Here is a 12,880-nt window from a genome sequence, read left to right on the forward strand (position 1 = left end):
GCTCCTACGAGAAGCAACAGATTGCAGCGCCGCCACGCTCACCCGTGCAGGCGATTGAAGATCTGCACACCGGCCAGCCACACGCCCGCCATGCTGCCCACGTTGGTCAGCAGGAAGGTCAGCACCACGCGTGAGACGCGATTGCGGTACCAGCCGCGCAAGGTCTGCGCGTCGTCGCGTAGCGACAGGAAGTCGCCATAGGCCGGCTTGCGCATATGCACTTCGACCAGGGCCGCAAACGCACCGGTCGGCACGCTCAGACGGAACGGCTTGAAGGGCGCCACGACCGCCGCAGTGAGGATGCTCAAGGGATGGCTACCGGCCAACAGGCAACCCAACGCCGCCAGTCCGCCGGTATACATCGCCCACTGCAACAACAGGTCCGCGCCCATGCTCAGACCGCCGCGCCAGAACCCGATGCCGATGCCGGTGATGATGATCGCCAGGATGCCCAATGTGATCCACGGAATGCGCTTGCGCTGCTGCACGTATTCCAGCGACTCGCGCAACGGGCCGGGTGCGGCGGTGTCCTGTTCCAGGTGGCGCGCAAGACCGGCCAGATGCCCTGCACCGACCACCGCCAGTATCTCGCGCTGATCCGTAGTGGCTTCCTCGCGCAGGCGCGTGGCCATGTACTGGTCGCGCTCGGCAATCACGGTCTCGTAAAGCTCCGGGCTTTCGCTGGCAAAATCGCCGAAGCTCGCCTCCAGCATGTCGCCTTGTTTGAGCTTTTCGATTTCTTCTTCGCCCACCTCGTCAGCCGCGAACAGACCGCCGAGAAGGCCGCCGGCCAGTTTCATCTTGCCGAAGAATCCCAGCCGCCCGGACGCGCGCTTGAAGGTCAGGCCGACTTCGCGATCGATCAGGTGCACGGGCAGGCCTTGCGCGCGCGCCAGATTCACCGCTTCCTTCAACTCTGCGCCCGGCTCGATGCCGAGCTGCTTGGCCAGGCGGCGCTGGTAGGCGGCCAGGGCGAGGTTGGCCGCGAACAAGGCCACCCGGCCCTTACGAATCACCTGTACCAGGTCCAGACGGGCGAGGGCATCCGGATCGCTGAGCGCCTGCAGGCGCTGCGCATCCAGCTCCACCGCCACCGCGTCGTAGCGGCCGCTGCCGATCGCCCGCTGCACTGCGGCCACGCTGGCCAGTGACACGTGCGCGGTACCTAGCAACGTATAGCGCACGCCATCGCGTTCGACGATGCGATGCGGCTGGCCGGACAACGCATCGTCCAGAACGTGGGTGGTTTGCTCAGTCATGGGGTCATTCATCAGAAGGAGGGGCGGTGTCACCGGAGCCGAGCGCGCTGCATCTGCACGCCGTCCAGCCAGCGACCATGCTTGCGGCCGATACCGGTGAACACTCCGACCGTGATTGCCGGGATGTCCGCGTCGCGGACATTGCGCAACTCGACAGGCATGCGGTCAGTCGATGTAGCGCTTGAGCAGGTCGCCATACGCATCGATGCGGCGATCGCGCAGGAACGGCCAGATGCGGCGCACGTGTTCGCTGCGCTGCAGGTCGACGTCGCACACCAGCACGGTCGGGTCCTGTCCGGCTTCGGCGATGAACTCGCCCTGCGGCCCCAGCACATGGCTGTTGCCCCAGAACTGGATACCCGACGCGCCCAACGGCGAGGGCTCATGGCCGACGCGGTTGCACGACAGCACCGGCACCCCGTTGGCGACCGCATGGCCGCGATGGCTGAGCACCCAGGCATCGCGCTGGCGCTCCTGCTCGGGTTGCTGGTCATCCGGATCCCAGCCGATCGCGGTGGGGTAGAGCAGCAGCTCCGCACCGGCCAGCGCCATCAGGCGCGCCGCTTCGGGGTACCACTGGTCCCAGCACACCAGCACGCCGAGCCGGCCGACCGAGGTGTCGATCGGCGCAAAGCCCAGATCGCCCGGGGTGAAATAGAACTTTTCATAGAAGCCCGGATCGTCCGGGATATGCATCTTGCGGTACTTGCCGAGCAGGCGGCCGTCCTTTTCGAACACCACGGCGGTGTTGTGATACAGCCCGGCTGCGCGGCGCTCGAACAACGAGGCCACCAGCACCACGCCGTGTTGCTTGGCCAGCGCTCCCAGCCGCTCGGTGCTGGGGCCGGGGATCGGCTCGGCCAGGTCGAATTCGTCCACCGACTCGTGCTGGCAGAAATACGCACCGTTGTGCAGTTCCTGCAGCAGCACCAGCCTGGCGCCCTGTGCGGCAGCTTCGGCCACGCGCGATTCGATGATGGCCAGATTGGCCGCGGCGTCGCCGTGGTTGCGCTCCTGGATCAGCGCGACGGGAAGGAGATGACGGGTCATGGCGATTGGTCCGGCTAAGTGACGCACTAAGGTAGCGCGCGATGGTGTAACACCGGCCTGCCGGCCGGAACAGGAGTGACTCAGGCGGCCAGCAGACCGGCGGGCAGTTGCATGGTCAGACAGTGCAGGCTGCCGTTCTGCCAGATCAATGGGCGGCACGGCACCGGCACGATAGCGTGCTGCGGAAACGCCTCGGCCAGCACTGCTTGCGCGCTCGCGTCGGCCTTGTCGCCGTAAGCCGGCATCAGCACCGCACCGTTGACGATCAGGAAATTGGCGTAGGAGGCGGCCAGGCGCCGGCCTTGATCCAGGATCGGCTCTGCCCAGGGCAATACGAACAGGCGATACGGCTGCCCATCGGCCTTGCGCAATGCAGCCAGTTCGGTGCCCATCGCCTGCAGTTCGGTGTAATGCGAATCGCTGGCCACATCGCAGCCCTGGTAGACGATCGCATCCGGGCCGGCGAAGCGCGCCAGCGTATCGATATGCGCGTCGGTGTCGTCGCCTTCCAGATAGCCGTGATCCAGCCACAGCACGCGGTCCTGCGCCAGCCACGCGGCAAGATCGGCACTCAGCGAATCGCGCGTGCGCTGCGGATGCCGCTCGTGCAGGCATTTCCAGGTGGTCAGCAAGGTGCCCGCACCATCGGTCTCGATTGCACCGCCTTCCAATGCAAAGTCGACCGTCTGCACCTGCGAGGATACGAACACCCGGGCCGCGTCCAGCGAGGTGACCAGTTGATCGTCCAGGCTGGCCTCGAACTTGCCGCCCCAGCCGGTGAAGCGGAAATCCATCAGGCGGAAACCGCCATCCTGGCGCAGCGTGATCGGGCCGGAATCGCGTAGCCAGGTGTCGTTGTAAGCCGCAATCACGAAGCGCACCCGCGCCATATCCACCCGTGCCGAGCGCAGCCGCGCTTCCGCATAGATCTGCAGATCGTCATCGGCCACGCACACGATCACCGGCTCGAAACGGGAAATCGCCGCGACCAGCGCGATATAGGTCTCCTCCACCTCGGCAAGACGCTCGGCCCAGTCGGTGCCCGCGTGCGGCCACGCAATCAACACGGCGGACTGAGGTTCCCACTCGGCAGGAAAGCGAACGCTATCGGTCATAACTTGCAACTACCTAATCAATGCCAGGCAACGCCGGGCCGTTAATTCAATCCCCGCACATGGACGTGCGGGCTCTTGCGAGGGACTCGCGTTAAATCGGCTCTTGCGAGGGATTGACGTCAAATCGCTCCTTTCGAAGGATTCGCCTTGGCGATCCACGGTGATCGCTTTTTGCATCATCGGATCAAGCCACTGTTGCAGTCTCCATCCGCTGGAGCCCGAACAACCCGCGATCACCTGATCGGCGGTTTGGGCCCGATCTCGTTGGCATTGGCCTGATTGGCCACCACGTCGATCACCCGGCTCTTTTCGAAATACACGGTAAAGGCCGGATACACCCAGCGATGGATCGTCGGCCACTGGCGCTTCTGGCCACCGCGCGGCTGCAGCTTTTCCTGCGGCGCGCCGTAACGGCCTTGGACCTGACTCATGCTGTCGCCGCGCAAGGGCAGGGCAGCGGCAGGCTTTTGCTGTGCACGGTCGACCAGTAGCGTATCGGCCCAGGCAACGGCACTGATCCCCATCAACGCGATCAACGGCAGGCCAAACAAACGGTTGCGCATGTCATCTACTCCCCAGTGGACAAGATTCGGATGGTGATTACAGCAAAAACCAGGACGGGCGTGCTTGCAGAGCAGTGTCACCCAACGCCGCGCCGGATGCCTGCCAGCTCCACCGTTACGCGGAGCCGGCCAAGACCCGAGACAGTGCAGCCGGCATGTCGCAACCACCGACCTGAAGCACCGGCCAAGAAAAAACCGCCCGGAGGCGGCTTTCTCGGGTCTTGCGCGCGCGGCAAAGGCTTAGCGCTGACGCGCCTTGAAACGCGGGTTCGACTTGCAGATCACGAAGACCTTGCCGCGGCGGCGGACCACCTTGCAGTCGCGGTGACGGGTCTTCGCAGACTTCAGGGAGGACAGGACTTTCATGGCACACCTCGGCGTAAACGGTTGGATTCGATGGAAGAGTGCCCGCAATCGAGGGTGCACCCGGAATTAAGCCGGCAATTCTAACCGGCTTTTCGTCGTGCTTTCAAGTGGTTGCATCCGAATTCCAATCAGCGGCGCTACACTACCGCCTGATGACCTTCCGGAAACCTGAATGACCGACCTTTCGCCCGTTCTCACCATCGATGGTCCCTCCGGCGCCGGCAAGGGCACCGTGAGCCGGATCGTGGCCGCACGGCTGGGCTGGCATTACCTCGATTCGGGTGCGCTGTACCGCGCGGTGGGCGTGGCGGCGAGCTGGGCCGATCTGGACGTTTCCGACCCGGCCGCGCTGGTGCGCTGCACCTTCGACACCAAGGTAGAGTTCGACGACGCCGGCGAGGCGGGGCTGCGGGTACTGGTCAACGGGGTGGATGCCACCGGCGAACTGCGCCTTGAGACGACCGGTGCGCTGGCTTCGGCGATTGCCGCCATCCCTGAGGTGCGTAGCGCACTGAAAGAGCGGCAACGCGCATTCAGGCGGGCGCCCGGCCTGGTCGCAGACGGGCGCGACATGGGTACGGTGATCTTCCCCGATGCTGCCTACAAGGTGTTTCTGACCGCCAGTGCTGAAGAACGTGCGGGCCGTCGCCATAAACAGTTGATGGAAAAGGGTGTTTCGGTTATCTTTGACGACCTGCTGCGCGAGATCATGGCTCGAGATGCCCGTGATGCGCAGCGGGTGGTGGCGCCATTGCGGCCGGCCGAAGACGCCGTGCTGATCGATACCAGCGGAATGGGGATCGAGGATGTCGTCCAGCGTGTGGTCGGGTTGTTAGCCGTTCGCACGTCGTCGTAAGCGTTCCGCAAGCGGGCATGTCCCGCCGACCGTAAGGCGTTCCAAGGCTCCGTCGCACATCCCGTGTGGCGGTTCTACTACTACTTAACCGACTCGCTGTCCGGAGTCGACCAACAGGCTGGGCGCTTGGCATCTGTCGTACTCGACGATCAACGCCCGTGTGTTCAACTGAGTAAAATTCAAATGACAGAATCTTTTGCTGAACTGTTCGAAGCCAGTCAAGCCAATCTGGCGAAACTGAAGCCGGGCTCGATCGTCACCGGTACCGTCGTGGAAGTGCGCGGCGACGTGGTGGTGATCAACGCTGGCCTGAAGTCCGAAGGCATCGTGCCGATCGAGCAGTTCCGTAATGACGCTGGCGAGATCGATGTCGGCGTCGGCGACCAGGTCAAGGTTGCCCTCGACTCCATCGAGAACGGCTTCGGTGAGACCGTGCTGTCGCGCGAGAAGGCCAAGCGCGCAATGGTGTGGGACGAGCTGGAAGAGGCGTTGGAAAAGAACGAAACCATCACCGGCCGCATCAGCGGCAAGGTCAAGGGTGGTTTCACCGTGGACATCAAGGATGTCCGCGCGTTCCTGCCTGGTTCGCTGGTGGATGTGCGCCCGGTGCGCGACCCGGCCTACCTGGAAGGCAAGGAGCTCGAGTTCAAGCTGATCAAGCTGGACCGCAAGCGCAACAACGTGGTGGTCTCGCGTCGTGCCGTGGTCGAGAGCGAGCACTCGGAAGAGCGCGAGCAGCTGATGGACAAGCTGCAGGAAGGCGCGATCCTGAAGGGCGTGGTCAAGAACCTGACCGATTACGGCGCGTTCGTGGACCTGGGCGGTATCGACGGTCTGCTGCACATCACCGACATGGCCTGGAAGCGCGTGCGCCATCCGTCCGAAGTCGTCAATGTCGGCGACGAGCTGGACGTGCGCGTGCTGAAGTTCGATCGCGAGCGTAACCGCGTCAGCCTCGGCCTGAAGCAGCTGGGTGAAGATCCGTGGGACAACATCGCACGTCGTTACCCGGCCAACAGCCGCGTGTTCGGCAAGGTCTCCAACGTCACCGATTACGGCGCATTCGTCGAGATCGAGCCGGGCGTCGAAGGTCTGGTGCACGTCTCCGAGATGGATTGGACCAACAAGAACGTCAACCCGTCCAAGGTTGTGCAGGTTGGTGACGAAGTCGAAGTGATGGTGCTGGATGTCGACGAGGAGCGTCGCCGCATCTCGCTGGGCATGAAGCAGGTTGCCGCCAATCCGTGGGAAACCTTCGCCGCCACCCACAAGAAGAACGACAAGGTGTCCGGTCAGATCAAGTCGATCACCGACTTCGGCATCTTCATCGGTCTGGACGGCGGCATCGACGGCCTGGTCCACCTGTCCGACATCAGCTGGAACACCACCGGCGAAGATGTCGTGCGCAACTACAAGAAGGGCGACACGCTGGAAGCCGTTGTGCTGGCAGTCGATCCGGAGCGTGAGCGCATCAGCCTGGGCGTCAAGCAGCTGGAGCAGGATCCGTTCGGCCAGTACATGGCTTCCAACCCGAAGGGTTCGAAGGTCGAGGGCGTGGTGCGTGAAGTGGATGCCAAGGGCGCCACGATCGACCTGGCCGATGGCATCGAAGGCTACGTTGCTGCACGCGACATCGCCAACGAGCGTGTGGACGATGCGACCCAGCACCTGAAGGTCGGCGACAAGATTGAAGCCAAGTTCGTGGGCATGGACCGCAAGGGCCGCACCCTGCAGCTGTCGATCAAGGCCAAGGACGATGCCGAAATGCGCGAAACGCTGGAGGAATACCAGTCTTCGGCCGCATCCGGTGGCATGACTCAGCTGGGCGCGCTGCTGCGTGCACAGTTGAACAGCAACAAGTCCGAGTAAGCGCGTAGCGCTCGCAAGAGCGTGATGGATCGGCCCGGGCTTGCCCGGGCCGATTCCGATGTGTCAGTCGAAAAAAGCAAGTCTTCCCATGACCAAGTCCGAATTGATTGAAATCCTGGCGCAACGTCAAGCGCATCTGAAGGCGGACGACGTGGATCTGGCAGTCAAATCGCTGCTGGAAATGATGGGGCAGGCGCTCTCCGATGGTGATCGGATCGAAATCCGCGGGTTTGGCAGCTTCTCGCTGCATTACCGCCCGCCACGTCTTGGCCGTAATCCGAAGACCGGCGAGTCGGTCGCGTTGCCTGGCAAGCATGTTCCGCATTTCAAGCCCGGCAAGGAATTGCGTGAGCGTGTCAGCTCCGTGGTCCCGGTCGATCTGCTGGATGCGGCTGACTAAAGTCGTTCTGCCGCTGTGTTTATGTCGGCTCGGTTAAGCTAAGCCTCTTTCGACGGAGTCTGGCCATGAAGGTGTTTCGTTTGCTGGTGATGCTGGCCTTCCTGCTGGTCGGTCTGATCATCGGTGCGGTCAATTCCCAGGACGTCACTCTCGACTTCCTCTTCTCCAGTGTGCGCACGACCTCCGGGATCGCGATCATCGTCGCGCTGCTGGTCGGCGTGTTGATCGGTGCCGGCATGGTGCTGGTCAGTGTGGTGATTCCCCTCTATTCCAAACTGCGCCAGGCCAACAAGGCTGTTGCAGTCAGTCGCACCGACGCCAGGCCCATTGCGCCTGCCGCAGTCGAGCCGCGCCCCTTTGATGGACTGTAAGCGCGTATGGACTTTCTGACCGAGTGGATCTGGTTCTTCCTGTTCGTGCCGTTGGCAGCGTTGGGGGGCTGGATCGTTGGCCGCCGCGGTGGTCAACGCCACGGCGATACCCAGGTCAGTCGCCTATCCAGCACCTACTTTCGCGGTCTGAACTATCTGCTCAACGAGCAGCCGGACAAGGCGATCGAACTATTTCTGCATATCGCCGAACTGGACAAGGAGACCTTCGAGACCCAGGTCGCGTTGGGGCATCTGTTCCGCCGTCGCGGTGAAGTCGATCGCGCGATCCGGCTGCACCAGGGTCTGGTGCAACGTGCCGACCTGACCGATCAACAGCGCGTGCAGGCCTTGCTGGCGCTGGGCGAGGACTATATGAAGTCCGGCCTGCTGGATCGTGCCGAGACCGTGTTCACCGAACTGGCGCAACTGGATCAGCGTGCCCCACAGGCACTGCGTCATCTGATCGGCATCTATCAGGCCGAGCGCGATTGGGAAAAGGCGATCGACAACGCCACCCGTTACGAAGAAGTCACCGGCGAGCCGATGGGCAAGCTGATTGCGCAATTCGAGTGCGAGCTGGCCGATCGCTATCGTGGCCTGAGCAAGCCCGACGAAGCGTTGCAGGCGATCGCGCGCGCGTATCAGGCCGATGGCACTTCGGTACGCGCCGGCATTCTGGAAGGACGCATCGAAGCCGAGCGTGGACACGATGAAGCGGCCGTGCGCGCATTCGAACGCGCCGCCCGGCATGATCCGGAGTACCTGCCTGAAATCATCCCTGCGTTGATGGCGGCCTATCGCCGGGTCGGCGATATCGCCGGTGCGCGTAATTTCCTGTCGGAGATGACCGAGCACTACCGCGGCATCGCCCCGGTGCTGGCATTGACGCAGCTGATGGAAGCGCAGGACGGCGTGGCCCCTGCGCTGGCTTACCTGGGCCGTCAGCTCAAGGACCGACCATCGGTCCGCGGCGAGTCGGCGTTGATCGACCTGACCCTGGCCGAAGGCAGCGACCCGGTGGGCACCTTGCAGGATCTCAAGCACATCACCGACCAGTTGTTGGTGCGCAACCCGAGCTACCGCTGCACCCGCTGCGGCTTCGGCGCGAAGACGCACCACTGGCAGTGCCCGAGCTGCAAGGAATGGGGAACGGTCAAGCCGCTGTTGAACTACGCGGTGGTCTGATGCCGCAGGTCTGGCTGTGGTGGTGTCTGTTGCACCTGACGGTCGCGGCAGTGGGGACCTGGTTGCTGCGACGCTACGCGCTGCATCGGCGTCTGCTCGATCATCCGGGCGAACGTCGCAGCCATGTGGTCGCCACTCCGCGTGGCGGTGGCATGGCAATCGTTGCCGCGCTGCTGTCCGGGTGCCTGACGGCAAGCGTGTTCTGGCCGGCGGCAGGCTCTGTCATCTATTGGTTCGCTGCCGGGCTGGTGCTGGTGGCCGGGGTAGGTTGGTGGGACGACCATCGTCCGCTCTCGGCCAGGCTGCGGTTCGCGATCCATCTGCTGGCGTCGGCCATGCTGGGTTGGCTGGTCAGCCGTTACACGGGCCAGCTCTGGGATGGCGTGCTCACCGCCATGGCATCGGTGATATTGATCAATGTCTGGAACTTCATGGACGGCATCAACGGCCTGGCCAGCAGCCAGGCGGCGCTGGCCGCACTGGCGTTTGCTGCGGTCGTGCCTGCCGCATGGGCGTGGGCGGGTCTTGCCGTCGCTGCATCCTGCCTGGGATTTTTGCCGTTCAACTTTCCGCGTGCGCGCATCTTTCTGGGCGACGGCGGCAGTGGTGCATTGGGATATGTACTGGCTGCATTGCTGGCGCTGACGGTGGCCAGCGAGCAAGTGAGTTGGTGGATCAGCTGGTTGCCGCTGACCGCGTTTCTCGTAGACGCCGGCTTCACGCTGCTGTCTCGCATGCTCGCCGGGCAACGGTGGTGGGAGCCGCATGCCCAACATCTCTATCAGCGGCTGGCACGCAGGCTTGAGACGCACGTTCCGGTAAGCGCTATTTATTTCGCTTTCAGCGTCGCTGCTGTCTGCTTGTATGTGTTAATTCGTCATGATGCAAATTGGCTGCAGGTCTCTGGAGCCTTGGTATGGGGTCTAGGTGCCACCGCAATCTGGCATTTTCTGCGCGACGGACTGCGCAATTGCTGAGTAATGGACGTTTATGATTTCCTGGCGTGACCATTTGACCAAGGCCCTGCCGCAGGCTGCGGTGGTGCTGCATGACCTGTTGATGGTGTGGGTGTGCTGGCAGCTGTTGCATGCCGGCCGCTACTCCATGCTGCGCGAGGCTCCCGATCTGCCGTTGTGGGATTGGCGCACCGCCGTGGTCCTGGTGGCACAAGGCCTGGTGTTCTGGAAGATGGGCCTGTATCGCGGGCTGTGGCGCTTCGCCTCGGTGCCGGACTTGTGGAACATCTTCAAGTCGAGTTTTCTGGGTCTGGTCGCGATCGTGCTGGCGCTGTCCTACGACCGCCTGGATGGGGTGCCGCTGTCGGTGTTGGTGGTCTACCCGTTTGCCCTGTCGGCATTGCTGGGTACCCCGCGGCTGCTGTATCGCGCCTGGAAGGATTACCAGATCGCGCACTCCGGCGATGCGGCGCAACGGGTGTTGATCCTCGGCGCGGGTCGCGCTGCCGAGGGTCTTGTCCGTGATCTGCGCCGCACCGGTGCATTCGTGCCGGTCGGGTATCTGGACGATGCCAACAATCTGCATGGCGCCAAGATTCAGGGCCTCAACGTGCTGGGCAACCTGGACCAGGCCGCAGCCATCGCCAAGGAGACGGCAGCCAAACTGCTGGTCATCGCGATTCCGTCGCTGGACGCCTCGGGCATGCAGCGCGTGGTGGCCATCTGCGAAAGCACCGGGCTGCCGTTCCGTATGGTGCCCAAGCTGATCAACGTGCTGGAAGGGCGCTCGTTGCCCGGCGAGTTGAAGGAAGTCGCGATCGAGGACCTGCTCAATCGCAAACCGGTCACGCCGGATTGGCGCCTGATTCGCGACTGGTTGACCAACAAGACGGTCATGGTGACCGGCGCGGGTGGCTCGATCGGTTCGGAAGTGTGCCGCCAGTGCGCCCGTCACGGTGCGCGGCGTATCGTGCTGCTGGAAATCGATGAGCTGGCATTGCTGACGATCGATTCGGATCTGCGTCGGTTGTTTCCCGATATCGAAGTGGTGCGTGTGCTTGGCGATTGCGGCGACCCGGCCGTGGTTGCGCATGCCTTGCATACCGCCCCGCCGGATGCGGTGTTCCATGCGGCCGCCTACAAACAGGTGCCGTTGCTGGAAGAACAATTGCGCGAGGCGGTACGCAACAATGTGCTGGCCACCGAAAACGTGGCGCGCGCCTGTCAGCGTGCACGCATCGAGACCTTCGTCTTCATCTCCACCGACAAGGCGGTCGAGCCGGTCAACGTGCTGGGCGCGAGCAAGCGCTACGCAGAGATGGTCTGCCAGAGTCTTGACGCGCGCGATGCGCCGACGCGTTTCATCACCGTGCGCTTCGGCAACGTGCTGGATTCGGCCGGCAGCGTGGTGCCGTTGTTCCGTGAGCAGATCCGGCAGGGCGGCCCGGTCACGGTGACGCATCCGGATGTGACCCGTTACTTCATGACCATTCCGGAAGCCTGCCAGCTGGTGGTGCAGGCTGCGGCCTCCGCCTCGCATGGCGCGATCTATACATTGGACATGGGCGAGCCGGTGCCGATTCGCCTGCTCGCCGAACAGATGATCCGTCTTGCCGGCAAACAGCCCGGTAAGGATGTGGCCATCCTCTATACCGGCTTGCGTCCGGGCGAGAAGCTGCACGAAACCCTGTTCTATTCCGACGAGCACTATCGCCCCACCGCGCATCCCAAGATTCTGGAAGCCGGTGTGCGCGAGTTCTCGCACGAGCAGGTATTGCAGCTGGTGACGCGCTTGCGTGAGGCGGTCAACCGCTATGACATCAAGGCGATGGAAACTGTGCTGGGCAGTCTGATGCCGGATTTTGCGGCTGCTCGACGGAAAGTCGACGCGCGATCTGATACGGTCGTTCCATTCCCCGCACGTGAGGTCAGAAGACTTTAATGAGCAAGCGTATTCGCAAGGCCGTATTCCCCGTCGCAGGTCTTGGGACCCGCTTTCTTCCGGCAACCAAGACGGTGCCGAAGGAAATGCTGCCAATCATCGACAAACCGCTGATCCAGTACGCCGTCGACGAAGCCATCCAGGCTGGTTGCGACACGCTGATCTTCGTGACCAATCGCTACAAGCACTCGATCGCCGACTACTTCGACAAGGCCTACGAGCTGGAGCAAAAGCTCGAGCGCGCCGGCAAGCTCGAACAGTTGGAGCTGGTGCGCCATGCTTTGCCGGAGGGCGTGCGTGCCATTTTCGTGACCCAGGCCGAGGCGCTTGGCCTGGGTCACGCCGTGTTATGTGCCAAGGCCGTGGTTGGCGATGAGCCGTTTGCGGTATTGCTGCCGGACGACCTGATCTGGAACCGTGGTGACGGTGCGCTGACCCAGATGGCGGATGTGGCCGAGGCCTCGGGCGGCAGCGTCATCGCCGTCGAGGATGTGCCGCACGACAAGACCGCCAGTTACGGCATCGTGGCCACCGATGCGTTCGATGGCCGCAAGGGGCGCATCAACGCCATTGTGGAAAAGCCCAAGCCGGAAGTGGCACCGAGCAATCTGGCGGTAGTCGGTCGTTATGTGCTCAGCCCGAAGATCTTCGAGCTGCTCGAACAGACCGGTGCCGGTGCTGGGGGCGAAATTCAGCTGACCGATGCGATCGCCGGACTGCTGCAGCAGCAGACCGTGGACGCCTATCGCTTCGAAGGCCGTCGTTTCGATTGTGGTGCGCACATCGGCTTGATCGAGGCGACCGTGCATTTCGCGCTCGAGCACGAGAAGCACGGCGGGCCGGCCAAGGAAATCCTGCGCACTGCATTGGCCGAGGCCGACGCGCGCGGCTGATCGTCTGGCCATCGGCTGCATCCACGAACGACGCCATCTGGCGTCGTTCGTCGTT

Annotated in this window: 13 protein-coding genes and 1 pseudogene; 8 read left to right on the plus strand and 6 right to left on the minus strand. The window is 63.2% G+C overall.

Features of this window, described 5'->3' with window-relative positions:
- Positions 1-38 precede the first annotated feature (38 nt).
- From FHT08_RS07220 to ykgO, 6 genes and pseudogenes are all read right to left on the minus strand, one after another.
- Positions 39-1,259 (minus strand): TraB/GumN family protein, encoded by a 1,221-nt coding sequence (locus FHT08_RS07220; protein WP_016904716.1) that lies wholly within the window; start codon positions 1,257-1,259, stop codon positions 39-41.
- Between the two features lie 4 nt (positions 1,260-1,263).
- Positions 1,264-1,372, minus strand: a pseudogene (locus FHT08_RS07225) (phosphinothricin acetyltransferase); the annotation flags it as partial.
- A gap of 52 nt (positions 1,373-1,424) precedes the next feature.
- Positions 1,425-2,309: a carbon-nitrogen hydrolase gene (locus FHT08_RS07230; RefSeq protein ID WP_104537168.1), complete on the minus strand. Its 885-nt coding sequence runs from the start codon at positions 2,307-2,309 to the stop codon at positions 1,425-1,427.
- A gap of 80 nt (positions 2,310-2,389) precedes the next feature.
- On the minus strand, positions 2,390-3,424 hold the full coding sequence (locus tag FHT08_RS07235) for an agmatine deiminase family protein (RefSeq protein WP_166774685.1): 1,035 nt from the start codon (positions 3,422-3,424) through the stop codon (positions 2,390-2,392).
- A 233-nt stretch (positions 3,425-3,657) separates the two neighbouring features.
- Positions 3,658-3,987, minus strand: coding sequence for a hypothetical protein (locus FHT08_RS07240; RefSeq protein WP_166774686.1), 330 nt, complete (start codon positions 3,985-3,987; stop codon positions 3,658-3,660).
- Positions 3,988-4,227: 240 nt separating this feature from the next.
- Positions 4,228-4,353 (minus strand): type B 50S ribosomal protein L36, encoded by a 126-nt coding sequence (gene ykgO, locus FHT08_RS07245; RefSeq protein ID WP_005913193.1) that lies wholly within the window; start codon positions 4,351-4,353, stop codon positions 4,228-4,230.
- 172 nt (positions 4,354-4,525) lie between these two features.
- Here ykgO and cmk point away from each other — a divergent pair, with 172 nt between their 5' ends.
- The 8 genes from cmk to galU all read left to right on the plus strand — a co-directional run bounded on the left by cmk (position 4,526) and on the right by galU (position 12,825).
- On the plus strand, positions 4,526-5,209 hold the full coding sequence (gene cmk, locus FHT08_RS07250; RefSeq protein WP_104537171.1) for a (d)CMP kinase: 684 nt from the start codon (positions 4,526-4,528) through the stop codon (positions 5,207-5,209).
- A 183-nt stretch (positions 5,210-5,392) separates the two neighbouring features.
- Positions 5,393-7,078 carry a 30S ribosomal protein S1 gene (rpsA, locus tag FHT08_RS07255; protein ID WP_016903550.1) on the plus strand — a complete coding sequence of 562 codons (1,686 nt, stop codon included), beginning with the start codon at positions 5,393-5,395 and terminating at the stop codon, positions 7,076-7,078.
- 88 nt (positions 7,079-7,166) lie between these two features.
- Complete coding sequence (locus FHT08_RS07260; protein WP_104537172.1) at positions 7,167-7,478, plus strand: integration host factor subunit beta; 312 nt, start codon at positions 7,167-7,169, stop codon at positions 7,476-7,478.
- Between the two features lie 65 nt (positions 7,479-7,543).
- Positions 7,544-7,849: a LapA family protein gene (locus FHT08_RS07265; RefSeq protein ID WP_104537173.1), complete on the plus strand. Its 306-nt coding sequence runs from the start codon at positions 7,544-7,546 to the stop codon at positions 7,847-7,849.
- A 6-nt stretch (positions 7,850-7,855) separates the two neighbouring features.
- Complete coding sequence (lapB, locus tag FHT08_RS07270) at positions 7,856-9,034, plus strand: lipopolysaccharide assembly protein LapB (RefSeq protein ID WP_104537174.1); 1,179 nt, start codon at positions 7,856-7,858, stop codon at positions 9,032-9,034.
- A complete protein-coding gene (locus FHT08_RS07275; RefSeq protein ID WP_166774687.1) occupies positions 9,034-10,011 on the plus strand; it encodes a glycosyltransferase family 4 protein in 978 nt (325 codons plus the stop codon). The genes lapB and FHT08_RS07275 overlap by 1 nt, the downstream gene beginning before the upstream one ends.
- Positions 10,012-10,024: 13 nt before the next feature.
- Positions 10,025-11,932 (plus strand): nucleoside-diphosphate sugar epimerase/dehydratase, encoded by a 1,908-nt coding sequence (locus FHT08_RS07280; protein WP_166774688.1) that lies wholly within the window; start codon positions 10,025-10,027, stop codon positions 11,930-11,932.
- On the plus strand, positions 11,932-12,825 hold the full coding sequence (gene galU, locus FHT08_RS07285; RefSeq protein WP_104537176.1) for a UTP--glucose-1-phosphate uridylyltransferase GalU: 894 nt from the start codon (positions 11,932-11,934) through the stop codon (positions 12,823-12,825). The genes FHT08_RS07280 and galU overlap by 1 nt, the downstream gene beginning before the upstream one ends.
- The last annotated feature ends 55 nt before the right edge of the window (positions 12,826-12,880 follow it).

Source organism: Xanthomonas sp. CFBP 8151, assembly GCF_011761885.1.
Classification (GTDB): Bacteria; Pseudomonadota; Gammaproteobacteria; order Xanthomonadales; family Xanthomonadaceae; genus Xanthomonas; species Xanthomonas arboricola_B.